The sequence below is a fragment of the Pseudomonas sp. ADAK21 genome (assembly GCF_012935735.1).
Lineage (GTDB): Bacteria > Pseudomonadota > Gammaproteobacteria > Pseudomonadales > Pseudomonadaceae > Aquipseudomonas > Aquipseudomonas proteolytica.
Genome location: NZ_CP052857.1, coordinates 3,403,282 through 3,428,394, shown reverse-complemented (window position 1 = coordinate 3,428,394; position 25,113 = coordinate 3,403,282). Strand labels below are relative to the sequence as shown.

The 25,113-nt window shown below is 61.8% G+C and carries 17 protein-coding genes; 7 read left to right on the top strand and 10 right to left on the bottom strand.

Annotated elements, in window-relative coordinates:
- Window positions 1-87: 87 nt before the first annotated feature.
- On the top strand, window positions 88-852 hold the full coding sequence (locus HKK57_RS15485; protein ID WP_029295149.1) for a MipA/OmpV family protein: 765 nt from the start codon (window positions 88-90) through the stop codon (window positions 850-852).
- Window positions 853-1,023: 171 nt separating this feature from the next.
- Here the strand turns inward: HKK57_RS15485 and HKK57_RS15480 are convergent, their stop codons facing one another.
- The 5 genes from HKK57_RS15480 to HKK57_RS15460 all read right to left on the bottom strand — a co-directional run bounded on the left by HKK57_RS15480 (window position 1,024) and on the right by HKK57_RS15460 (window position 4,672).
- On the bottom strand, window positions 1,024-1,437 hold the full coding sequence (locus HKK57_RS15480) for an EamA family transporter (RefSeq protein WP_029297410.1): 414 nt from the start codon (window positions 1,435-1,437) through the stop codon (window positions 1,024-1,026).
- Complete coding sequence (locus HKK57_RS15475; protein WP_065944150.1) at window positions 1,434-1,814, bottom strand: EamA family transporter; 381 nt, start codon at window positions 1,812-1,814, stop codon at window positions 1,434-1,436. Before HKK57_RS15475 ends, HKK57_RS15480 begins: the two co-directional genes overlap by 4 nt.
- Complete coding sequence (locus tag HKK57_RS15470; RefSeq protein ID WP_169390383.1) at window positions 1,811-2,731, bottom strand: arginase; 921 nt, start codon at window positions 2,729-2,731, stop codon at window positions 1,811-1,813. Before HKK57_RS15470 ends, HKK57_RS15475 begins: the two co-directional genes overlap by 4 nt.
- A 206-nt stretch (window positions 2,732-2,937) precedes the next feature.
- Entirely contained in the window at window positions 2,938-3,591 is a 654-nt protein-coding gene (locus HKK57_RS15465; protein ID WP_169390382.1) for a DsbA family oxidoreductase, read from the bottom strand.
- Window positions 3,592-3,652: 61 nt separating this feature from the next.
- Window positions 3,653-4,672 carry an alpha/beta fold hydrolase gene (locus HKK57_RS15460; protein WP_029297417.1) on the bottom strand — a complete coding sequence of 340 codons (1,020 nt, stop codon included), beginning with the start codon at window positions 4,670-4,672 and terminating at the stop codon, window positions 3,653-3,655.
- A gap of 182 nt (window positions 4,673-4,854) precedes the next feature.
- On the opposite strand from HKK57_RS15460, the gene metR reads away from it, so the two are divergent.
- Window positions 4,855-5,772 (top strand): transcriptional regulator MetR, encoded by a 918-nt coding sequence (metR, locus tag HKK57_RS15455; RefSeq protein WP_032859924.1) that lies wholly within the window; start codon window positions 4,855-4,857, stop codon window positions 5,770-5,772.
- A 4-nt stretch (window positions 5,773-5,776) separates the two neighbouring features.
- On the opposite strand, the gene HKK57_RS15450 is transcribed toward metR, so the two are convergent.
- The 4 genes from HKK57_RS15450 to HKK57_RS15435 all read right to left on the bottom strand — a co-directional run bounded on the left by HKK57_RS15450 (window position 5,777) and on the right by HKK57_RS15435 (window position 8,687).
- Window positions 5,777-6,415, bottom strand: a complete 639-nt coding sequence (locus HKK57_RS15450; RefSeq protein ID WP_029297421.1) for a LysE family translocator — start codon at window positions 6,413-6,415, stop codon at window positions 5,777-5,779.
- A gap of 25 nt (window positions 6,416-6,440) precedes the next feature.
- Complete coding sequence (locus HKK57_RS15445) at window positions 6,441-6,854, bottom strand: NUDIX hydrolase (RefSeq protein WP_154906672.1); 414 nt, start codon at window positions 6,852-6,854, stop codon at window positions 6,441-6,443.
- A 78-nt stretch (window positions 6,855-6,932) separates the two neighbouring features.
- Window positions 6,933-8,264 carry an HD domain-containing phosphohydrolase gene (locus HKK57_RS15440; RefSeq protein WP_029297425.1) on the bottom strand — a complete coding sequence of 444 codons (1,332 nt, stop codon included), beginning with the start codon at window positions 8,262-8,264 and terminating at the stop codon, window positions 6,933-6,935.
- 150 nt (window positions 8,265-8,414) lie between these two features.
- Window positions 8,415-8,687: a type B 50S ribosomal protein L31 gene (locus HKK57_RS15435; protein ID WP_029297428.1), complete on the bottom strand. Its 273-nt coding sequence runs from the start codon at window positions 8,685-8,687 to the stop codon at window positions 8,415-8,417.
- 267 nt (window positions 8,688-8,954) lie between these two features.
- Here HKK57_RS15435 and HKK57_RS15430 point away from each other — a divergent pair, with 267 nt between their 5' ends.
- The 3 genes from HKK57_RS15430 to HKK57_RS15420 all read left to right on the top strand — a co-directional run bounded on the left by HKK57_RS15430 (window position 8,955) and on the right by HKK57_RS15420 (window position 18,485).
- Window positions 8,955-10,574: an FMN-binding glutamate synthase family protein gene (locus HKK57_RS15430; protein WP_029297430.1), complete on the top strand. Its 1,620-nt coding sequence runs from the start codon at window positions 8,955-8,957 to the stop codon at window positions 10,572-10,574.
- A 224-nt stretch (window positions 10,575-10,798) separates the two neighbouring features.
- A complete protein-coding gene (locus HKK57_RS15425) occupies window positions 10,799-11,932 on the top strand; it encodes an OpgC family protein (RefSeq protein WP_169390381.1) in 1,134 nt (377 codons plus the stop codon).
- A 70-nt stretch (window positions 11,933-12,002) separates the two neighbouring features.
- Window positions 12,003-18,485 (top strand): NEL-type E3 ubiquitin ligase domain-containing protein, encoded by a 6,483-nt coding sequence (locus HKK57_RS15420; RefSeq protein WP_169390380.1) that lies wholly within the window; start codon window positions 12,003-12,005, stop codon window positions 18,483-18,485.
- Between the two features lie 36 nt (window positions 18,486-18,521).
- On the opposite strand, the gene HKK57_RS15415 is transcribed toward HKK57_RS15420, so the two are convergent.
- Entirely contained in the window at window positions 18,522-19,940 is a 1,419-nt protein-coding gene (locus HKK57_RS15415) for an amino acid permease (protein WP_029297436.1), read from the bottom strand.
- Between the two features lie 739 nt (window positions 19,941-20,679).
- On the opposite strand from HKK57_RS15415, the gene HKK57_RS15410 reads away from it, so the two are divergent.
- On the top strand, window positions 20,680-21,138 hold the full coding sequence (locus HKK57_RS15410) for an REP-associated tyrosine transposase (RefSeq protein ID WP_169390379.1): 459 nt from the start codon (window positions 20,680-20,682) through the stop codon (window positions 21,136-21,138).
- 796 nt (window positions 21,139-21,934) lie between these two features.
- The gene (locus HKK57_RS15405) at window positions 21,935-25,093 is read left to right on the top strand and encodes a transglycosylase domain-containing protein (protein WP_169390378.1); all 3,159 of its coding nucleotides are present in this window, start codon (window positions 21,935-21,937) and stop codon (window positions 25,091-25,093) included.
- Window positions 25,094-25,113: the final 20 nt, after the last annotated feature.

Sequence of the window (25,113 nt, the reverse complement as noted above, 5' to 3'; positions counted from 1 at the left end):
TAGGTCGCTACAAACAACATGAGTGCTTGCACAAGCCCCCGCGCCTGCGCGTTCATGCGCGCATGTTTTGCAAGAGGAGCAAGCACTATGTTCAGGGTGACTTCGCTGGTGTGCGCCGGCGTCCTGGGGCTATGGATGGACTCGGCAGCGGCGGCCGGCATCAGCGGCGAGGTGGGCCTGGGCCTGAGCTATCAGCCACGGGAACCCAGCGCCAGCCGCTATCAGACGGTACCGGTGCCGTACTTCGACCTCGACTGGGGAGATGTCAGCCTCGATACCGATGACGGCCTGACCTGGAGCGCGTTCAACAGCAATGGCTTGAGTGCCGGGCCGTACCTCAACTACCTGCCGGGACGCACGGCCAACGGGCCGCTACAGGGCCTGCGAGACGTGTCGGACATGGCTGAGGTCGGTGGGTTTATCCAGTACGCACCGGCCGACTTCTGGCGGGTCTATGCGCAGCTGGGGCGCAGTGTTGGCGGCGCTCATGACCAGAGCGGGATATTGGGCAAGCTCGGCGGCGAACTGGGTTACCCACTGGGCGGCGGGGTCATTGGCAGTACGGGGCTGGTGGCGCACTTTGCCGACGATAACCAGACCCAGACGTTTTTCGGAGTCGATGAGCATGAGGCGCAAGCCTCGGGAATTCGCCCGTACAACGCCAGCGGCGGGTTCCAGAACCTGACATTGACCCAGAGCCTGCAGATCCCGCTGGCGCCCAAGTGGTCGCTGCTGGCCAGTGCCAGTTGGGTCCACCTGACAGGTTCGGCGGCCGACAGCAGCATCGTGCGCCAGACCGGCGAGGTGAACCAGGGGCAGGTGCAGACGGCGATCAGCTACACCTTCGATTGATTGTCCAAAGCCCAAGCCCCATTCGACCGCGTCCATCCTGTGGGAATACGGTCAAAAATGTGGGAGCGGGCTTGCTCGCGAAGGCGGTGTGTCAGACTGGAATTACTTAACTGACCCACCGCCTTCGCGAGCAAGCCCGCTCCCACATTTATCCAGCACTCCAGTCTGGGGTTAGTTTTCTTCGCCCTCGGCCAGCAGCGCGATCCCGCCAATGATCACCACCACGCCCACCCAGTGCAGGAAGCTGATGTGCTCGCCCAGGCCCAGCCATGAGCCGAGCAACACCACCACAAACACCAGCGAACTCAGGGGGAAAGCCAGGGACAGGCTGCTGCGCCGCAGGATCAGCATCCACACAAAAAACGCGCCGATATAACAGGCAATGGCCGCCAGGATCCCCGGGTTGACCGCTACCGCCGCCAACCATTGCCAGTTGAAATCCATCTGCCCCAGCTGATCGCCGGCCACCTTGGTAAACAACTGGCCGCCGCTTTCGGTCAAGATCAACAACGCCCACAACACCAGCGTCCCCAGGCGACCGTGCAGCCAGCCAACCGGACGGATAGCGATATTTTCCGAATTCATGCTTGAGTCCCCGCAACAGCAACCAGCATCACGCCGGCCGTAATCACCAGGGTACCCAGCCAGCGACGGCGGCTGACGGTTTCCCCCAGTACGACTTTGCCCACCAGCACCACCAGGCAATACGCCAGCGCCGCCAGCGGAAACAACAGGCTCAGCGGCGCACGGGACAAGGCCTCCAGCCACACGAAAAATTCAATCACATAGGCGCCGATGCCCGCCCACAGCAACGGTGCATTGAGCACCTGGCCCCAAAATGCACTCAGGCGAAAACCGCCATTGATTTCGGGCAAGCGGTCCACGCCCAGCTTGAAACACAACTGGCCAATCACATCGAGCACGATGGAAAAGACCAATAACACCACCACGGTCAGGGTCACGGAAACAGCTCCTCGAACAGGTTGATCAACGCCTCGTTGGTCGCCGCGTTGCGCAGCAAATCGTCCGCGCTCCAGCGCTCGGCCGGCGGTTGGTCGGACTTGGCTTCCCAGCGTTTGAACGCGTTGCTGAACGCCGGCTGGGCAAACTCGCCACACACATCGATACCGATGATCCGCTTGCTCGCCGCCAACGCCCGCAGGGCTTGCAGCAGATGCGTCAGGCGCATGCCGCCCTGGTCCCAGTTGGTGGCGGCGTCTTCGCTGGCCAGCACGTCTTTGTCCAGGGTGATCCACACGGCATCGGTGGGCAGGCTGGCGATCATTTGCTCAAGGAATGTGCCCCAGTCGAGCTCAGCCAGGTTGCGCCAGTGCAGGTGGTTTTCCTGTTGTGCGTGGCCGGCGCCATCCCCTACCCGCCCCCAGACTTTCGACGGCGCGTGCTGCCAGGGAAATAACTGCAAGTGCCCGCGCTTGAGGGCGCCCAGGTTGCCGCCGCGCAGTTGCGGGTTATGCAGGTCATCGCTGCACGGGCCGAGGGTGACGATACGTTTGATCGCCGGCATCTTCAGTGCCTGGTTGACCCACGAACCGCAGTGCCGGCGCGGCGCCAGGCGCACCCAGTCGGGGTGGTTGTCGAAGTGGATCAGGCTGATGGGCTCCTGCACCTCGGCGAGAAAAGCCGGGGTCAGGTGGTGATAGTCGCCAGAACCGACAAAGAAGATTTCGGGTCGTGCCGTGGTCGGCCGGGGCCGTTGGGCCAGGCGCTGGGCAAAGCGCTTCCAGGTTTTTTCGGTGGACCACAGGCGCAGTTTCGGGCCCAAGTCGAGCAGGTCCAGGCGCGTGGCGTGACCGCTGGCCAGACGCCGGGCAATGGGTGCCTGGGCTGTGAGGCTGTGGTCTAGATCGAGGATATTCAAGGTAATGTTTCACCCCTTGGCAGCGCCCAACCGCACGCCGGCTGGGCTTTAAGGGGGTAATGCAAGGGATGGGCCAGGGGGGGACAACAATGATCCAATGTGGGAGCGGGCTTGCTCGCGAAAGCGGTGGGTCAGTTAAGAGATACTTAGCTGATATACCGCTTTCGCGAGCAAGCCCGCTCCCACATTTTGCTTTGCGCTCGGCTTTAGGCCTTGGACTCCTGGATGATCTGGCGGATCGCGCCGACGAACGCCTCAGCCGGCTGCCCGCCGCTGACCGCGTACTGGTCGTTGAACACAATGGTCGGCACCGAGGTCACGCCACGGGAGACCCACAGTTGTTCCTGCTCGCGCACTTGTGCGGAGTACTCGTCCGAGGCCAAGATCTCGGCTGCGCGCTTGAGGTCCAGCCCGACGCTTTCGGCAATGATCGCCAAGGTAGCGTGGTCGGAAGGATCCTGGCCATCGCTGAAATAGGCTTTGAACAGCGCTTCCTTGAGGTTGTACTGCAAGCCCTCGAGCCCGGCCCAGTGCAGCAGGCGATGGGCGTCGAAGGTGTTGTAGATACGGCTCTGGCCATCGATACGAAACGCAAAGCCCAGCGCGGCGCCCATGTCGCGGATGCGGGCGCGGGTGGCCTGGGACTCTTCGGCGGTGGAGCCGTATTTTTCAGTGATGTGCTCAACGATGTTCTGCCCTTCGGCGGGCATGTTCGGGTTCAGTTCGAAGGGCTGGAAGTGGATCTCGGCCTGCACTTCGGCGCCCAGTTGGTCCAGGGCTTCGGTCAGGCCGCGCAGGCCGATGATGCACCAGGGGCAGGACACGTCGCTGACAAAATCGATTTTCAGGGAAGTACTCATTCAGGCAACCTCGCAGGCATTACACGCCATAAATGTCGCACCATACACCCCTAGGCGCTGCTCATAAAACCTTGGCCGGCAGCGCGCGATCAACCTGCGCCCAATGCGCCGCCTCTTCGCGGTGGGCTTGCAGGTAGGGCAACACCGCCGCCAGCAACGGCGCCTTGAATGCCTCCTGGAAACGATGAGCCAAGCCCGGGATCAGCCGCAACTGGCTGCCCTGGATATGCGCCGCCAGGTGCACGCCATGCATGACCGGCAGCAACGGGTCGGCCGTGCCGTGGACCACCAGTGTCGGCACGCGCAATTGATTGAGCAATGGCACCCGGCTCGGTTCGGCAAGGATTGCCATGATCTGGCGCTTCACACCCTCGGGGTTGAATGCCCGGTCGTAGGACTGCGCCGCCTGCTGCAGCAAGGCCTGGCGATCATCCTTGACCTCAGGGCTGCCCAGGGCCGCGAGCAAATCGGCTTGCTGCTCCAGGGCCACTTCGCGGTTGGGTGCGCTGCGCCGTGACAACAGTTGCACCAGCGCAGCATTCGGCGCGGGCAGGCCTTCGGCGCCGGAGCTGGTCATGATCAGGGTCAGGCTTTCCACGCGCTGCGGGGCCATGGCCGCCAAGTGCTGGGCGATCATCCCGCCCATGCTCGCACCCAGCACATGGAACTGGCGCACCTGCAGCGCATCCATCAGCCCCAGCGCGTCGTCGGCCATGTCAGTCAAGGTGTAGGGCGCAGCCACCGGCAGCCCCAGTTTGTAGCGCAGCACTTCAAAGGTCAGGTTGGCGCTGGCGGGCGCCTGGCGCCAGGTGGACAGGCCAACATCACGGTTGTCGTAGCGGATCACCCGAAAACCCTGTTGGCACAGGGCGACCACCACTTCGTCCGGCCAGTGGATCAACTGCCCGCCCAGACCCATCACCAGCAACAAGGCCGGATCGGAGGCACGACCAATGCTCTGGTACGCCAGGCTCACCTGGTCCAGGTCGACCCGCTCAGTCGGGACATTGACATCACATCGAGAAGCCGCAAAAGACGGCAGGCCGAACAGTAAGGCGGCCAGTAAAAACAACACGCGCATGAAAAACACCGAAACGCAGAACCCCAGTAGAGCGCGAGTCTGATGAAGTTTGTTCAAGCGCGCTGCCACAGTTACGTGACAGTTTGATGAAGAGCGCCCAGCGGTCATGGTCGACAGATTTGGCAACATGAGACAAACTCACGCCATTGGAACTTGTCACAAATTATCTTCATGGAGAGTCCGTGCTCGAAATCCGTCATCTCAAGACCCTGCACGCCTTGCGCGAAGCCGACAGCCTGGTGGAAGCCGCCGAACGCCTGCACCTGACCCAATCGGCATTGTCCCACCAGTTCAAGGAGCTGGAGGAACGCATGGGCATGCCGCTGTTTGTGCGCAAGACCAAGCCCGTGCGCTTCACCAGCGCGGGCTTGCGCCTGCTGCAACTGGCGGATGCCACCTTGCCGCTGCTGCGCGGGGCCGAACGGGATATTGCGCGCTTGGCCGGTGGCACTGCCGGGCGCCTGCACATGGCGATCGAGTGCCACAGCTGCTTCCAGTGGCTGATGCCGACCATCGACCAGTTCCGCGATGCCTGGCCGGAAGTAGAACTGGACCTGGCCTCCGGCTTTGCCTTTGCTCCACTGCCGGCCCTGGCCCGTGGCGACCTGGACCTGGTGGTGACCTCCGACCCACTGGAGCTGGCGGGCATCACCTATGTGCCGCTGTTCACCTACGAAGCGATGCTCGCGGTGGCCAACCAGCACGCGCTGGCGAACAAGCCGTACATCGTGCCCGAAGATTTGCTCAGCGAAACCCTGATCACCTACCCGGTGGAACGCGACCGCCTGGATATCTTCACCCGGTTCCTGGAACCGGCCGATGTCGAGCCTGCACAAGTCCGCACTTCGGAGCTGACGGTGATGATGATGCAGTTGGTGGCCAGCGGTCGCGGCGTGTGCGGCATGCCCCATTGGGCGCTGCATGAGTACAGCTCGCGGGGTTATGTGAAGGCCAAGCGGCTGGGGGAGAAAGGTTTGTTCGCCACGCTGTACGCCGGGATCCGTGCGGATATGCTGGATGCGCCGTACATGCGCGACTTTTTGCTGACCGCCAAGGACACGTCGTTTTCAACCCTCGATGGGGTCAGCGCGGTCCGTTGATTGTTCACGCGCTGCGCCGTTGCTCGAGCATCAGGCGCACCGCCAGGGCTGCCAGCACGAACCCCATGAAATAACGCTGGACCGCCAGCCACGTGGGGTTGTGGATAAACCACGCGGCGATGCTGGCAGCGCACAGCGAGATCAGCAGGTTGACCACAAAGCTGACGCTGATCTGGGTAAAGCCCAGCATCAGGCTCTGGGTGAAGATCGAGCCGTGCTCCGGGGTGATGAACTGCGGGAATACCGACAGGTAGAACACGGCGATTTTCGGGTTCAGTGCGCTGGTCAGAAAGCCCATGGTCACCAGCTTGCGTGGCGAATCAGCAGGCAACTGCTGGGCTTGGAACGGTGAGCGGGCACCCGGTTTCACCGCTTGCCAGGCCAGCCACAGCAGGTAGAGCGCACCGGCCCATTTCAGTACTTCATAAGCCAGCGGCACAGTGAGGAACACCGCCGTCAAACCGGCGGCAGCGGCGAACAGGTGCACGAAAAAACCCGCGACCACCCCCAGCAACGACGTCACCCCGGCCTTGCGGCCCTGGCAGATCGAGCGGGAAATCAGGTAGATCATGTTCGGCCCGGGGGTCAGCACCAGCAGAAGCGAGGCGGCGGCAAAAATCAGCAAGTCATTGAGGGGGATCACGGCTCAGTCCTTTGTGCCCGACAGCTCAGGCAATAGTGGTCAGCGATGCGCGATAGAAAGGCAGGATCAGGTCACGTGTCAAGGGCGCCAACTGCAGGCCACCGTCGCCGGCCGGGTCGATCCAGCGCACTTCTTCGATCTCGGCGGCGGGTGTCACCAGTACGTCGATACGCACTTCAAACAACTCGGCCTCCACGGTAAACCCCGGCTCATTGGCCGCCGGTGCCGAAAAATGCCCAAGGTACTGCGCCGCTGCCGGGTCGATCTGCAGGCCGAGCTCTTCGTGCAGCTCACGCGCCAAGGCCTGCGCCGGTTGCTCGCCGGCATCGATCTTGCCGCCCGGTTGCATAAAGGCCTGGGTGCCACGCTTGCGCACCAGCAGGGTCTGGCCGTCGCTGCCGATCAACAGGGCGGCGGCAATACGGATGGTCTTGGACATGAAATAAACGCCTTGGAATAAAGGCGCGAAGGATCACATGACTGTGCTCCGTGCTGCAATGCCACAGCCACAGCTGGCTTACTCTTCGGGGTCCTTGATGAACACGCTGTACTTGGCACCTTCCATGGCTTCAAACGCGATCAGCTTGTCTACCAGCGGCAGGTTCAGCACCTTGCCGGCATTGAGCAGCAGCATGCCGTTGTCGGCATTGAGGTTGCGCGCCAGGACCATGCCTTCGGCCAACTCGCGAGTGCCCAGCACCCTGACCGTCGGGTCGCCCAGGGTCACGTCGCTGAGGAAGGCCGCGCAGGCCTGGACGAAGTCTTCCACCATGTCCGGGTCATACAGGCGCCCGGCGTATTTGCGGATATACAGCAGCGCCTCGTCGCTGTTCATCTGCCGCTCAAGAATCAAGCCGCGCTGCAGTTCGATAAAATCCACCGCCAACTTCAGCAAGCGCGAGCCAAAAGGAATGGCCTCGCCCTTGAGGTGATCAGGGAAACCACTGCCGTCCCAGCGCTCCTGGTGATGGCGGATCAGCCGCGCGGCGTCCTTCATCGGTTCCAGGGTCATCAACAACGATTCGCTCTGTGTGGCGTACTCGCGAAAACGCGCGCGGTCGGTGCTGTGCAGCAAGTCCGAGGGCGCGACCATCATGCTGTCGCTCCAGCTCAGCTTGCCGATGTTGTACAGCGCTGCCGCCATGGTCAGGTCGCGGCTGCTGGCGTCGTCCAGGCCATGGAGCACGCACCAGGTGCGCACCAGCTCGATGATCTGGCGGTTGGTCTGCTTACTGCGCGGCAGGCGCAGGTTGGCCAGCAGCGAGAACACCTCGGTGCCGGTGGCGTAGCTGTGCTTGAGTTCTTCGTAGGCCAGGTCGAGCATATCGGCGGTCTGCTGCAATTCACTGGTGCGCGAGACCACGCGCTTTTCCAGGGATGCATTGAGCTGCTTGAGCTCCTCGTTCTGCTGACGGATCAGTTGTTCCAGGCGCAGGCGCTCACGCTCGGAATGCTGGTGGGCCAAGGACTGACGCAGCGCCAGCAGCAACTCTTCGTCCTTCCAGGGTTTGCTCAGGTAGCGGTAGATCTGCCCTTCGTTGATGGCCTTGATGATCAGGGTCAGGTCGGTTTCGCCGGTCAACAGCAGGCGCACGGTATGGGGGTAGTCGTGATGGATCTGTGCCAGCAACGTGGCCCCATCCATATCCGGCAGGCGTGCAGCACTCATCACCAGGTCCACAGGCTGGCGCGCCAGCGTGGCTAACGCTTCGACCGCCGTGGTGGCGCTGCACAGTTCAAAGGGTTCCAGGCGCAGTAACTGCGCAAGGCGGTCATGCACGTCCGGGTGAGTGTCGATCAACAGCACCACGGGACGATCGGTTTCAGAAAAGGTAACTGACTCTCCCACGGGACACCTCGGATCTAGTCGCGTCGGTGTGCGCTTCCTACGGTCAAGGTAACAGCCTCCTGGCTATTACCTAGCAGTTTAGTCAGTTTTTTAGCCGGTAGTGGCCTAATGATGCTATTTACCACTACCGCGCCTGAAGCCTCGAACCGGTCAGGCCTCGGCGGCTTTGCTGGAGGAACCAAAGGAGGCAAAGCGCTTGTTGAAGCCGGCAATCCGCCCTTCGACCTGGGTCTTGCGCTGTTGCCCGGTGTAGATCGGGTGGGAAGCGCTGGACACGTCGAGAGCCATGTAAGGATAAGTATTGCCATCGCTGTGTTGGTGGGTGCGATCCGTGTCGACCGTGGAGCCGATCAGGAAGAACACGTCGGCGGCAGTGTCATGGAACAGTACGGTGCGATAGGCGGGATGGATACCAGCTTTCATAGGGCCTCCGGGGGCATCTGGGCAAGATTAATACGTTATACAGTAACACAAATAATGCACCCAAACGAGAACGTATTGCAATACCGATAGAAGCCCAGGTTCTATGCGGTTGCCCTGGCAACGAACTCGCCCGTAAGCTGGTACTCCGTGAAAGCACAGGCATCCATAGCCTGGAGATCCTTGTAGGAACTGGCTTGCTATCGAAAACGCCGTCGCCGGCAAGCCGATTCCTGCAGGTCATAAAGAGTCCGAACCCAAGGAAACCGTATGAGCCTGTCGTTGCTTAGCCGTTATGCATTCTTTGCCGTGTGTGTCATTTTCACCCTCGCCAGCCTGCCCTTTATCCAACACGAATGGCTGTGGCCGTTTACCCTGGTCACCGGTGTACTCAGCCTGATCGGCGTGTTCGACCTACTGCAAAGCCCGCACGCCGTGCGCCGCAACTACCCGATCCTGGGCAATATCCGCTACCTGGTGGAAGGCATCCGCCCGGAAATCCGCCAATACCTGCTCGAATCCGACAGCGACGCCCTGCCCTTCTCCCGATCCCAGCGCTCGCTGGTGTATTCGCGGGCCAAAAACGAAACCGCTGACAAACCCTTCGGCACCCTGATCGATGTGTACCAGTCCGGTTTCGAGTTTATCGGCCACTCCATGCGCCCGGCGCCGTTGAGCGATCCCAGCGCGTTCCGCGTGATCGTCGGCGGCCCGCAATGCACACAGCCGTATTCGGCGTCGGTGTTCAATATCTCGGCAATGAGCTTTGGCTCCCTCAGTGCCAACGCCATTCGCGCCCTCAACCAAGGGGCCAAACTCGGCAACTTCGCCCACGACACCGGCGAAGGCAGCATCAGCCCCTATCACCGCGAACACGGCGGCGACCTGACTTGGGAGCTGGGCAGCGGCTATTTTGGCTGCCGCACCAGCGACGGCCGCTTCGACCCGGAGCGCTTCGCCGTGCAGGCGCAAAACCCGCAAGTGCGGATGATCGAAATCAAGATGAGCCAGGGCGCCAAGCCCGGCCACGGCGGGATCCTGCCCAAGCACAAGGTGACCAAGGAAATCGCCGAGACCCGCGGCATCCTGATGGGCGAAGACTGCATCTCGCCCTCACGCCACAGCGCGTTTTCCACGCCGATCGAGCTGATGCAGTTCATCGCTCAATTACGTGAACTGTCCGGCGGCAAACCGGTGGGTTTCAAATTCTGCCTGGGCCACCCGTGGGAATTCATGGGGATTGCCAAGGCCATGCTGGAAACCGGGATCCTGCCGGACTTTATCGTGGTCGACGGCAAGGAAGGCGGCACCGGCGCCGCCCCCGTGGAGTTCACCGACCATATCGGCGTGCCCCTGCGCGAAGGCCTGCTGTTTGTGCACAACACCCTGGTAGGCCTGAACCTGCGGGACAAGATCAAGCTCGGCGCCAGCGGCAAGATCGTCAGTGCCTTCGACATTGCCAGCGTCCTGGCCATCGGTGCCGACTGGGCCAACTCGGCCCGGGGCTTTATGTTCGCCATTGGTTGCATCCAGTCGCAAAGCTGCCACACCAACAAATGCCCCACCGGCGTCGCCACGCAAGACCCGCTGCGCCAGCGGGCACTGGTGGTCCCGGACAAGGCCCAGCGCGTATTCAACTTCCACCGCAACACCCTCAAGGCCCTGGCCGAAATGCTCGCGGCAGCAGGGCTGGATCATCCGTCGCAACTGTCGGCCAAGCACCTGGTGCGGCGCATGTCGGCCACCGAGATCAAGTTGTTTTCACAGTTGCACGTGTTCCTCAAGCCCGGTGAATTGCTCACTGGCGAGGTGAACGGCGAGTTCTATTCGCGGATGTGGCAGATGGCGCGGGCAGACAGTTTTGAGCCCCATGAGGTGGAAGCCGCGTAAACAGCCAGCCACGACAACCCTGCGCAGGTCAAGGCACTGCGCAAGGGATACTGGCCGGCAGTCATGACACGCGGGTGATCCTCGATGCCTAGCGGGCGCGCATGAGACATTCAGTAATACCCAACCTTTGCAATTGCTTACAAATACCGCCAACCTGCGCCCGCCCGACGCACGGCAGGACCATTCGCGTCACTATTCAACCCATTGTTCAAGAGCCCGCAGCCATGCTTAAAGGACGCGACCCGCGCATCGATTTTTTTCGGGGCCTGGCGTTGATCTTCATTTTCTGGGATCACGTCCCCCAAAACCCACTGGGCCAGATCACCCTACGCAACTTCGGTTTCAGCGATGCCGCCGAGGTCTTTGTGTTTCTCGCCGGCTACGCCTGCGTGCTGGCCTACGGCAAAATCCTGCAGGGCGAAGGTTATTGGATGGCCAGCCTGAAAATCCTGCGCCGCGCCTGGGTGCTGTACGTGGTGCATATCTTTTTGCTGGCGATGCTGATGGGCATCGTGTTCTTCGCCAACAGCAAGGTAGAAACCCGCGACCTGGTCCAGGAAATGGGCCTGACGCACTTCATCACCAACCCCCAACAAGCCCTCACCGATGAGTTGTTGTTGCGCTTCAAGCCCAACCTGATGGACCCGTTGCCGCTGTACATCGTGTTGTTGCTGGGCCTGCCGCTGGTGCTGCCGCTGTTGCTGCGCAAGCCGTTGGCAGTGGTGGCTGCGTCGATGACGGTGTACCTGTTGGCACCACGCCTGGGCTGGAACCTGGCGGCGATTGCCGACGGCGTCTGGTATTTCAACCCGGTGACCTGGCAGTTTCTGTTTATTCTCGGCGGCGCGGCGGCGGTGCATGCCAGCCAACCGCGCGCACCCGATACGCGGCCGCTGCACCGGCAACCAGTGTTTATCGCCGCGGCCACCTACACCCTGCTGGCCGCGGTGATCACCCTGTCCTGGCGCTGGCCCGAGATCCACGATGCGGTGATGCCCGCCGTCATCAGCGACCTGTTGTACCCCATCAGCAAGACCGATCTGTCGCCGGCGCGCCTGTTGCACTTCCTTGCCCTGGCCTATGTCACCGCCAAGCTGCTGCCGGGTCGGGCGTGGACGCAAAACTGGTTGGCCCGGCAAAGCTGTCGCATGGGCCGCTATTCACTGGAAGTGTTTTGCCTGGGGGTGTTGCTCGCGCCGTTGGCGGACATGCTCAACGCCCAGGTCAACGACGCCTGGCCGATGCAGATTTTCAGTGCCCTGCTGGGCCTGATGCTGATGGCGGCGCTGGCGGCCTGGCTGGAGTTCAACAAGCACCTGGATGCGTCGCGACAACACCAGTGGGTGGCGGGTAGATAGTTAGCCCCAGGTGACGCACCGGCGATGATTACATCGGCCTTCCACTTAATTTGTGAAAGGCCAGTCCCTTATGCCGACCTCTGAGTTACTCCACGGTTTATCCGGCAACCTGCAATCGAGCACCTCCTGGGAACAACAGGAGGCCATTGAGCAGATCCGGCAAAACCTCACGCAAGCCTTGAGCGGCCTCACGCCCGATGAACAAAAGCGCTATGTGCAACTGCAGCGCGAGTCCCTGACGGCCCTGTCTGCAGTCGAAACCGAAAAGGACCGCCTGGTCCAGGCCTTCAAGACCGAAGGCCTGGCCCAACTGCGCAGCCGGATTGGCGGGCGCGATCCCGAAGCCTTCCGTTTCGATACCACCTACCGGGAAAAAATCGAAAAGCCTTTCCCCTGGGAGCCGAAACGCGACGAACGCACTCGCTTTCGCCGCCGCTCCTACGCAGAAGACTGGGACTACATCGACCACGTTAAAAGCATGACGTTATGGGAGGCGGCCTGCCTCAACTTTGGCTTTACCTACGGCAGGATTACCGAGTCTGGCTACAGCCTGGTCCAAGCCAGCAAGGTGATTGGCCCTGGCGATGACCGCAGCCTCTCGGCGCAGGAGTTTATCGACGTGGCACGCGAACTGGATCTGGGTGGCCAGCTGAAAAACCGGATCCACGCCACCTTGGGCGATAACGGCCTGCTTCGTCGCCTGATGGGCACTTCGGCGCGCACGCTCCTGCAGTTCGACGTGCTGGACGCCTGGCGCAACCGGGCCCAAAGCGGTCTTACCCGTGAAATGTACGACAAGCTCAATGCGGCGATTGAGAACACCGGTGCTCAACCGGAGATTGACACACTAGGCCTGACCTCAGGCGTAACCTTGGTGGTGGCCGTTCCCTTCGTCCCCTGGGAAAACATCATTCCAGTGCCCCTGCTGCTGATTCGTGTCGCAGCCCTGGGTGTGTTGTCGTACTTTCCATTCCGCCCAGGGGGCGCGCTGCGCTATCACCCCGACGCACGCGCCGCCGAACAGGCGTTCCGCCAGCAACTGCACGATAGCCATCAACAACATGATCTGGGCTGGTTTTCCCGGCAGTTACCCCTGGTAGGCATGTCCGTCTTCAACAAACTGTTGAGCCATAAGACGCGTCCGCAAAACCTGGGTTGGCTGGAGGGGGCCCTGTATGACGGGTTTCACAAAGCCTTCCCGCGCAGAACCCTTGACGACATCCGCTTCACCGCCGACCCCAAGTCAGGGCCACCAGTAAGCCTGGTGCAGGCCCTGACTTACCGACAGATCCAACGCTGCAAGACTGACCTGGATACACTTGCCGTTGATCGCGCCGAGGCCGACTGGGAAGCCCTCAAGAATGCGGCGCAGGAGATCACGGGCGAAGTTCTCGGTTTGCTCCTGATGCCTATGCCCGGTGGCCTCACCGGCATGATGCGCATCACCCAACTGCTGATGCTCGGGAGCCTGACCTACAGCGTGATCCAAGGCCTGGATCAAGCGGTGAAAGGCGAAGCCTTAGCGTTTGCCAGCAGCCTGACAGATGTGGCCGACCTGATCGTCAGCGGCCGGCTGACCGCAACCGCCGGCCGCTTGCAGCGCCGGCGTATGCAAAAACTGATGCAGAACATCGGCAACCCGCGCAAAACCAGCAACCAGCGCCTGTGGAAACCAGACGCACAGCCCTATGCCCATGACCGCCAGGCGCTGCTCGACGGCCGCAGGCCCGATGCACTGGGGATCTACTACGTCGATGGCGAGCAATACGTCAAGCTGAACCAGAATGAGCAATTTCTGGTGGCCAAGGTCAAGCACGACGACCAGCAGATGCGCTACGTGCTCAAGCACCAACGCAACGAGGGCTACGCACCGCCGATTTTTTTTAATCCAGCAAAACAGGCGTGGGAGGTCGACCTGCACAACGCCCACGCGCTCTCGGACATCGAGTTGCTGCAACGCATGCTGCCCAACGGCGCCTCCGTGGCACCGGCGACAGATCTGCAAACCATGCTGCGCAGCACCGCCACCACCCGTACTGCGCTGGACAAGGTCTGGCGCTCGGAGCCGGCGCCGTTGAACCTGACCGAAGGGGTACGGCGCGTGCAGGCTGATCAATTGATCCAACTGCTGATCAACCGTTTCAACGAGCCCGGCTACCTCCCCCCCTACGGCGACAGCGCGGTGTTTTGCCTGCTGACACAACTGCCGCAGTGGCCCGCCAACGCCACCTTGAGCATCCGCGACCCCCAGCACACAGTGATCGAGAGCTTCAGCAAAACCGAGGTCGTGCCCCTCGACGCACACACCATCAACATTGTCCGCGGCGATGATGGCCGCTATAGCGCCCTGGGCGCTGCGCACCCGCCATCCAATACCAACGAGCCGCTGTTGAGCCTGATCATCGTGCTGCAACCTGGCACCTCGCGCCTGGGCATCGAAGGCCACGCCGCTCAGACTACCGCGCAACGCATCACGCGGCTGCGCCAGCAGGTCACGACCCTGGTCCGCGACGAGCGGCTGAGTGTGTTCAGCGCGCTGGTGAATTACGCCGGTTACGAAAAAAGCGAGCTGCTTGCCCCGGCGAATGTACGCCGTTTTCTTCCCTTTCAAGCTCCGCCGCCTTTGGTGACCGTCACCCCCTTACTGAAAAAGCTGCGTGACCTCAACCGCCCCTTGTCACCGGCCAATCTGGAACGCCTGTTGCAGGAGCACCCTCTGACGCCACGCCAGCAACAGGCTTACTTGCAGCATGGTTCGCTGCCGGCTGCCTTTCATGAGCGGTTGGACAACCACCGTACCGCGCTGCGCATCGATGCGGCCATCGACGGCTTGTACCACCCCCGCGCCTACAGTAACGATATTGACCAATGGGCCAGGGAGTTCGCCTCGGCGCTGGTGCGCAACACCCTCAAGCGCCCGTTCGTCATCACCGAAGTGGTCACCGGCGATACCGCCAAACCTTACGTTTCAAGCGGGCCACAGGATCCCACCGTGGAGTTGCGCCATTACGGCAACGGGGTCTATGAGGCATACGACATGCTTAACGGCGGTACGATTCCAGTGCCCGCCACCGTAGACAGTTTCTACCTGGCCATCGGTTCGGTGTTGCAGCCCCACGAACGTCTGTTGCTGGGCATGACCAGCGCCACCGACACCCTGGGCCTGCGCACCAAACTGGGCAATTACATGAGCAGCCAACGCAGCCCGGCGGGGTATGTCAGCCTGGCCAACGGTTCGCTGATGCAATACGAACAGACCCTGAAGCTGCCCACCGACCTGGCGCCGAACGCCCAGGGTATTTTTCAATGGGATGCTCAACACTTCCTGCCGCTCTACGGCTCGCTGTACCGGGTCAGTTTTGACAAGAGCCTGTACAAATGGCGCCTGGTCCACCCCGAGAAAATCGGGGTCGAAACCCCCGTGCTGTCTCACAACGGCCAAGGTGCCTGGCGCCTGGCCAGCGAGAACCCGATGATCTGGAGCGACCACGAGTTGCTCTACCGCCTGGGCAATCACCCGTACGCCTTCACCCAGGCCGAGTCGGTCAATATCCTGGCCCTCACCGACACCCCGCCCAGGCTCCTGCGCCACATCCACCATGCAGGGCTTACCGCTCCCCCATTGCTGGCCGATACCTGCAAGCGCCTGAAGATCGAACAGGAAATCCTGCAGTTCATCGAAGCACTGGGCAACACCCCTACCTCGCGTATCGCCCGCCCGGACTTGCAACTGCTGGTGCTCTCCAGCCTGCCAAGCTGGCCCGACAGTCACGCCATTCGTGTAATCGACAGCGACAACCGGGTCATCCAGCAATACCCAGATCGCAACCCGCCAAACGACAAGGCATTGCTGGTCAAAAAGAGTGACTATGAAAACGCCAGGCTGCTGGACAACGTCATCGCCAACGATGAGTTGACCCAGGCCTTGCTCGGTGAACTGCCAGAATCCAGCAATGACCGCTTGTTCAAGCTGGTGAAACAGATCGTCGAGTTCACCGAAAAGGAAAAATCGCAGTTACTCGACTCGATCTACCAACGTAGCGAAAACGATGGGCCTGAATCGGTCCGGCAATTCAAAGTCCACCATCCACACTTGCCTACCAGTAGTGTCCAGGCGATCCTCGGACAAGCCACCCCCCGGGAACTCAAGCAACTGCAACAAAAGAAAGCCCCCGGTCTGCGCCTTGCCGAGCAGGCGCGCCTGTCGGCCGATGAGGTGCGCCTGAACCGGGCCTATGAAGGTCTGTATAGCGAAGCGTGCAGCAACGCCGACAGCGACCGGATCACCGCACATTTGCTCAAGGATCTGCCCACCTGGCCGGCGGAACTGCGCATCGACATCCACCAGGCAAACCTGCAGGGGCACCTGCTGCAAAGCGCAGGTCCGCGCACCGCCAGCCAACATCGACAGATCGCCCGGACCCAAGGTGGTTATCAGGCTTACGACGCAGCGGGCAAGCCTGTGGGGCAACCGTCGAACCGCTTGCTGGAGGTGATTGTGTCGACGTTGTCCGAGAGTGAAAAAGTCGCGTTGGAGGTGACCGACGACGCGGGCATTGCCGCGCTGCGCCAACAGATTCTCACCCTGGCGCTCAACCAACGGGTAGCGATCAAAAGCCTGCTGGACCTCAAACACCTGCAACCCTGGATGGTACCGCCGATGGGGGGTGAGCGCACACTCCTGGTGTACCCGTTCTGGAGCCGGTTCTGGCCGTTCAGCGGTAATCGATCGCCCGACCTGGTCACCAAGGTCCAGGAACTTTACCCCCGGATGGACAGCGATCAAGCCCGGCAACTGATCCAATCGCTGAACCTGAGCGAGCCGGCGGCGCTGATTGAAATCGAACGGCGGCGTACCGAATACCAAGCGATGGAAACGGCACTGTCACGCTGGGCCGATACACCCGCGAGCGAGGACGAACACCTGCGCGACCCAGTAGGTATGAGCCTGGGCAACCGCCGCTACATTGCCCAGCAGTTGTGTTCAGCGTGGCGCCGGGAAAGTCGTTCGCTCTATCTGGCGGGGATATTGGACGCCCAATTCGTCGAGCTGCAATTGGACGACGGCAACCTGCCCCCCGCCGATTTCATCAGCGGCACCCAGGGGTTTGCGCACATCGACTTCCTGAAAATCGCGGGTAATCACTTGCCTCAAACGGCCAGTGACTTCCTCAGCAAGTTCGCCGGGTTGCGAGGGCTGCATCTGGATTGCATGTTGACCGAGTTACCCAGCGCCATCACTGACATGACTCAGCTCACACACTTGAGCCTCAGTGGCAACGACATCCGACTCACCGAGGCTTCGGCCCAGCGCCTGGCCTCCATGGTCAACCTGCGCGAGTTGAATATGGACAACAACCCCCATCTTGGCGTGACCCCGGATGTGAGCGCCATGAGCCAGCTGCACCGTCTGCAGTTGGTGAATACCGGATTGACCCAATGGCCCATCGGAGCGGAGACGCTCGCCCGCCTGGAGGAACTGCACCTGCAGGAGAACGCCATCAGCGAGATCCCTGAAGCGGTATTCACCCAGGAACGCATCGGCTTGCCCCGCCGCAATATCCTGCTGCACGACAACCCCCTCTCGCCGGCCACCCTGGAGCGTATCGAAGAGTACCGACGCAACACGGGCGTGCGGCTGGGCGGTGTGCTTGGCTCCAGGCATCAACCGCCAGCGACGGACGGCGTGTCCCAATGGTTGAGCGGTGTACCCGCTGCCGATGTTCCGGCCCGCAGGGCGTTATGGGAGCAACTCAAGGCCCATGAAGGCGCCAGCCCCGACGATGCCTTCCGGGTGCTCACGGACCTGACTCAAACCTATGCGTACATCGCAGCGGGCGCGTCGCGCAACGCGCTGACCCAAAGGGTGTGGACCTTGCTGCAGGCCATGGGGGAGTCCACCGAATTGCGCAACAACGTGTACCTCAACACCTATGGTTCAGGTGACTGTGGCGACAGTGTGTTGTTGGCCTTTACCAACATGGAGCTTCAACACCAGATCCACCTGGCCAAGTTGCAAAGCCGCAGCTATGCCAGTGACCGCGCACTGATGGACTTGTCCGCCGGGCGGTTCTACCTCAACCAACTGGACCATATCAGCGACAAGTTTATTCACGATCGGGAAGTGGCCGGCCTGGAAGTCGACCCGGCCGAGGTCACCATTTTCATGCGTGCCGAATTGGCCAAGGAGTTCAAACTGCCTTTCTATCCACTGGAACTGCTGTACACCGTCGAAGACTACGTGACGAATGAAGTCATCAGTGGCGCACGGGAAAAACTGCGCAGGCTCGGCCAGAGCCCTGCCATGCAGGAATGGTTGCTGATGGAAGGATTCTGGATCGAATACCTGGCCAGGAGCCACCCGGAGCCTTTTGCTTCCGTCAAGGACACCATCCGCTACAAAGTCGGCCTGCTGGAGCAGGAAGTACAGGACAAGTACTCGGACGAGTACCTGGAGCGCCGTCAGTCACTGGTCGACCTGGAGCAGGCAGAGCAGAACCGCCTGGTGCGACAACTGACGGTCGCCACCCAGGCGGCATTGCAACGCACGTAAGACATGCCCCGGCGCGTAGGGCCGGGGCATGTTGCGTCAAACCGAGCGAGGCGAGCCCTGGCTGACCTGGGTCGGTTGCAGTTTGAACGTGTAGAACAACACGGTCAGCAACACCAGGAAGGCCGGGCCGACATACAACGCAATGCGGGTATCGGGGAAGTACGCCATCAGGCCCACCACCAACACCAGGAAGGCCAGCGCCAGGTACGAACTGACCGGGTACAACCACATGCGGTACTTCAACGCCTTGTTCTCGGCGGGGCTCAGGCTCTTACGGAACTTGAGCTGCGCAAGGAGGATCATCACCCAGGTCCAGATCGCGCCGAAGGTGGCGATGGACGTCACCCACACGAACACTTTTTCAGGCACCAGGTAGTTGAGCAGTACGCCCAGCAGCAAGGCGAAGATCGACAGCAGCAGCGCACGACGCGGTACGCCATTGCTGGAGGTGGTGCCGAATGTCGCTGGGGCCTGGCCGTTCTGCGCCAGGCTGTAGAGCATGCGCCCGGTGCTGAAGATCCCACCGTTGCAGGACGACAGCGCCGCGGTAATCACCACGAAGTTGATGATACCGGCCGCCGTCTTGATGCCCAGACGCTCAAAGGTCATGACAAACGGGCTGCCCTGGGTACCGATTTCGTTCCACGGGTAGATCGACAGAATCACGAACAACGCACCGACGTAGAACAGCAGAATCCGCCAGAACACCGAGCCGATGGCGTTCGGGATAGTCTTCTGCGGGTTCTTCGCTTCGCCGGCGGTCAGGCCGATCATCTCCACGCCGAGGTAGGCGAACATCACCATCTGCAACGACATCAACACGCCCTGCACACCATTGGGCAGGAAGCCGCCGTGGGCCCACAGGTTGGAAATGCCCAGCGCCACACCGTCGTTGCCGAAGCCAAAGGCGATGATACCGACGCCGCCGATGACCATGGCAATGATGGTGACGATCTTGATCAGGGCGAACCAGAACTCGAACTCACCGAACGCCTTCACGGCGATCAGGTTGATCGTGCCCATGCTCACCAGGGCCGCCAGGGCCCAGATCCAGCGGGGCGTATCGGGGAACCAGACGCCCATGTACACGGCGACGGCGGTGATTTCGGCCACACAGGTCACCAGCCACAGGAACCAATAGTTCCAGCCAGTGAGAAAGCCCGCCAACGGGCCGAGGTAATCCTGGGCATAACGGCTGAACGAACCGGCGACGGGGTTATGCACCGCCATTTCGCCGAGGGCACGCATGATCACCAGGATCGCCAGGCCGCCGATGATGTACGACAGCATGATTGCCGGGCCGGCCATTTCGATGGCCTTGGCCGAACCCAGGAACAGACCGACACCGATACAGGCGCCAAGCGCCATCAGGCGAATATGCCGTTCGCCCAGTTCACGTTTGAGCGGGCCGCCGGAAGCGGTCTCGCCGTGGGGCAGGTGATTGCCAACGGGCATAGGGGTACAACCTCATCTTGTTATTGGATAGGAACCACCCAGTGTCCATCCTCACGGCGGGTCGCCATAAGGATGTCGTACCAGGCTCGCCTTTTGGACAAGCCCGTCTGGCCCGGTTAAACCGGCCAGCTTGGCGGCGGTGCAGTATAAAAAGCCGCAAGTAGGGCTTTTCACTCAATAAGCAGCAAAGTTCAGCGATAAGTCCCGGAAAACCCCGGCTCGACAGAGGAGCATTACCTGAGACCTGTAGGAATCGCCTTCAATAAACGCCGGCGAGTATTGCACAGGGCGGGTGCGCCGTCATGCCCCTACCTTCGGCGGATATACCTGCCTTAAAGGCTCTAAACCAGCCATTCCAGGCCAGCGCCCATCATGGCGAACGGGCTATCCGCCCAGTGACTCCAGGGGCATTGAGCAAGCAGGCTTTGGGGCGGCTTCGCCACCCAACGGGGGACAAGCCCCCTCTCCACATTTACCGCGCCAGCCTGCCTTCTGTGCCGGAGCGCCCGTTGTGGCGAGCGGGCTTGCCCCGCGCTGGGCTGCGCAGCAGCCCCAACACCAGCACCTCGGTTACCCCAGACACACCGAGCAATAAGGTTCTGGCGTCGCCCGCGCCCCCTACAGCGCTCCGGCCATAGGGCATCCCCCCATCACAGATACATCCGCACACCGATTTCAGGATCTCGTTCCAACACCAAGTACTAGGGTCAATAAACCTTCCACCTCAAGGAGCAAAGGATTGCCCCAGAAACCCAACTCCCATTTGTTACGCCTGGGCCGCTATTGCGAGCCAGGGCGGGCCTATCTCATCACCACCGTGGTCCACCAACGCTATCCACTATTCAGCAACTTGCGCCTGGGTAGGTTATTGGTTGCAGAACTCAAGCACACCCATGACCTGGGCCTGGTCAACTCGCAGGCATGGGTCATCATGCCGGATCACCTGCATTGGTTATTTGAGCTAGGCGACGCTCCCTTGTCCCAGGTCATCGGCAGGACCAAGTCCCGCAGCACATTGACCATCAACCGCGCACGGGGCATCAGGGAACGCTTCTGGCAAAGTGGCTACCATGACCGCGCAGTCCGCGCCGAAGAAGACATTCGCCGAATTGCCCGCTACATCGTCGCCAACCCCCTGCGTGCCGGCTTGGTCGACCACATCGGTGACTACCCCCTCTGGGACGCCACCTGGCTTTAGCCCACTTACTGTGGCAACCGGGCTCGTCGTGGCAAGCGGGCTTGTTGTGGCGAGCGGGCTTGCCCCGCGCTGGGCTGCGCAGCAGCCCCAACAAACCCACCCCAGTTACCCCAGACACACCGAGCAAGCAGGCTTTGGGGCGGCTTCGCCACCCAACGGGGGACAAGCCCCCTCTCCACATTTACCGCGCCAGCCCCCCGACTGCGGCCAGAGCGCCCGTTGTGGCAAGCAGGCTTGTTGTGGCGAGCGGGCTTGCCCCGCGCTGGGCTGCGCAGCAGCCCCAACAAACCCACCCCAGTTTCTCCAGGCACACCGAGCAAGCAGGTTTTGGGGCGGCTTCGCCACCCAACGGGGGACAAGCCCCCTCTCCACATTTACCGCGCCAGCCCCCCGACTGCGGCCAGAGCGCCCGTCGTGGCAAGCGGGCTTGTTGTGGCGAGCGGGCTTGCCCCGCGCTGGGCTGCGCAGCAGCCCCAACAAACCCACCCCAGTTTCTCCAGACACACCGAGCAAGCAGGTTTTGGGGCGGCTTCGCCACCCAACGGGGGACAAGCCCCCTCTCCACATTTACCGCGCCAGCCTGCCTTCTGTGCCGGAGCGCCCGTTGTGGCGAGCGGGCTTGCCCCGCGCTGGGCTGCGCAGCAGCCCCAACAAACCCACCCCAGTTTCTCCAGACACACCGCACAAGGTTCTGGGGCGGCGCCCTCCACGACCACATACAAATTCTGCCTACCCGCCAACCAGCGTCTAAGCTTCAGGCAAGTCCGATCAATCTGCGTGAATGGATCAATCGACTATGGGCGCGTTATGGCAAACCGGTTCGACCACCGCTGCGCAACCCACCGACAGTCCGGACGATCAGTCATTGCCACAAATTCCCCGTAGACGCAGGCGCGGATGGCGCTGGTTCTGGCTTTTGCTGGTGGTGGGGCTGGTCGCTCTGGCGTATGCCGCCTCGCGGGAGGTGCGCAGTTCCAAATGGCAGGCCCGGGAGTTCAGCCGTGTCGCGGCCACGCTGGTGTACACCGTGCAACCGGGGCCCAGCGACGCCATTGTGTACCCAGGAGACGGCCCCTTCGACAAACGCCTGGGCTACAGCGCACTGGGTGATTTCCTGCCGCGCCTGCGGCAGCGCAATTACCTGATTCAGAGCCAGGCCCACTTTTCCCAGGACTTGCTGGACTACACCCGCCATGGCCTGTTCGTACCCTATGCCGAAAAGATTCAGGCCGGCTTGTCGATCAGCGACTGCCGTGCGCAACCGCTGTACCAGTTCAACTATCCACAACAGTTCTATCCAAGCTTCAGCGCCATTCCCCCGGTGATCGTCAGCAGTCTTCTGTTTATTGAAAACCGCGACCTGCTGGACCCCGCCCAACCCCAGGCCAACCCCGCCGTGGACTGGCCGCGTTTTGCCAAGGCCGCGTGGTCGCAGCTGGCCAAGCTGCTGCACCTTCCCGGCCAGACCGCAGGTGGCAGTACCCTGGCCACGCAATTGGAAAAGTATCGTCACTCCCCCGATGGGCTGACCCTCTCCGGCGGCGAGAAGATCCGCCAGATGATTTCCGCCAGCGTGCGCACCTACCAGGGCGGTCCACAAACCCTGGCCGCGCGGCAAAATATCGTGCGCGATTACCTCAACAGCGTGCCGCTGTCCGCCGTTCCCGGGCATGGTGAAGTGCATGGCATCGCCGAAGGCCTGCGGGTCTGGTACGGCGCCGACTTCAACCAGACCAACGCCCTGCTGGCGGGCAACGATGCAAAAACCCTGGCACAAAAAGGCTTGGCCCTGCGCGAGGTGTTGTCGCTGATGATCGCCCAGCGCCGCCCGTCCCATTACCTGTCCAAAGGCCGCGATGAGCTGGCCAGCCTTACCGACAGTCACCTGCGCCTGCTGGGGCAAAGTGGCGAGATCGAACCGACACTGATCAACGCCGCCCTGGCGAGCAAGGTGACTTACCGCGACTGGCAGCAACAGCCGACAATCCAAACCATCGAAACCAACAAAGGTATCAGCGTGGTGCGCAGCCGCCTGGCCGCCCTGCTCAACCGTCCGCTGTACGATCTGGATAGGCTGGACCTGGCCGCCACCAGCACCCTGCAAAGCGAGCTGCAAACCCAGGCCACCGACTACCTCAAGCGCCTGGCAGACCCGGCGTTTGCCGCGCAATTGGGGCTGCTCGGTCCGCGCCTGTTGACGCCCACCAGCACCGCCCAGGTGCGCTATAGCTTCAACCTCTACGAGATGACCGCCGACGGCGCGCGGGTGCGGGTGCAGACCGACAGCACCGACCAACCCTTCGATATCAACGAGGGCAGCAAGCTGGAACTGGGCTCTACCGCCAAGCTGCGGGTGCTGACCACCTACCTGCAGATGATCAGCGAATTGCATGAGCGCTATGCCGGCCAACCACCCGCCGCGCTGAAAAAAATCGAGGTCAACGACCAGGATCGCCTGACCCGCTGGGCCGTGGATTACCTGATACAGCACAACGACCACAGCCTGGCGAACATGCTTGATGCGGCCCTCGACCGGCAATACTCGGCCAGCCCCGGCGAAGCTTTTTTTACTGGGGGCGGCTTGCATCGCTTCCATAACTTTCGCAATGAAGACAACGGCCGCAACCCGACCCTGCGCGATGCCCTGCGCGAGTCGATCAACCTGCCGTTCATCCGCCTGATGCGTGACCTGGTGCGCTACAGCACCTACCAGGGGCCCAACAACAGCGCCGAGTTGCTCAAGGACGACAGCGACCCGCGTCGTCAGGAATACCTGGCTCGTTTTGCCGACCGCGAGGGCACCACGTTCCTGCTGCGCTTCTGGAAAAAGTACCGCAACAAAGACACCCAGGCCCGTCTCGACACCTTTCTCGACAGCATGCACCCCACCGCCATGCGCCTGGCCGCCGTGCATCGCTACCTGTTGCCGCAGGCCAGTCAGCAGAGTTTCAACAGCTTCGTCCGGGCCCACCTGCCGGCGACCAAAAGCGCCGAAAAACTCACCGATGCGCGCCTCGACACGCTCTATATCAACTACGGCCCCGGGGCCTATGACCTGCCCGACCAGGGCTATATCGCCAAGGTCCACCCGCTGGACCTATGGCTGTTGGGCTACCTGCTCAACCACCCCGACGCGACGTTCTCCCAGGCCGTCGCCGCCAGCGAACATGAGCGCCAGGAAGTCTACAGCTGGCTGTTCAAGAGCCGGCACAAGAGCGCCCGCGACAGTCGGATCCGCACCATGCTGGAGATTGAAGCGTTCCTGGACATTCACCAGCGCTGGCAGCAGGTCGGCTACCCCTTCGACCACCTAGTGCCGTCCCTGGCCACCGCCATCGGCAGTTCAGGGGACCGTCCGGCAGCGCTGGCGGAGCTGGTGGGCACCATCCTCAACGATGGCGTGCGCCAGCCGCCGCTGCGCATCGACAGCCTGCACTTTGCCGCCGCCACGCCCTACGACACCCGCGTGGTCAACGACCCGGACCGCGGCAAACGGGTGATGCCCAGTGCGGTGGCCACGGCCCTGCGCGCCGCGCTGTCGCAAGTGGTGGACGCCGGCACAGCCAAACGCGTGGCGGGTAGTTTCAAACTCGCCGATGGCACGCCCCTGACCATGGGCGGCAAGACCGGCACCGGCGACAACCGTATCGAGGCCGTGGGTGCCGGCGGCCGTATTCTCAGTTCCAAGTCGATCAACCGTACTGCGACTTTCGTGTTCTATATCGGCGACCAGCACTTCGGCACGCTAACGGCCTTTGTCCCCGGCAGTTCAGCGCAAAACTTCACCTTCACCTCTGCGCTACCGGTCCAGGTGCTCAAGGGGATGGCACCGATCCTCAGCCCTTACCTGCAACCGGGCGCACACACGTTGTGCCAGGCCCCGGCATCCACTTCGGTTGAATACACGCAGGCTCCGCAACCGGGTGTTAGTTATCTCAGTCATGCATTTGAATAATGAACTTTTGCCGCACTTGA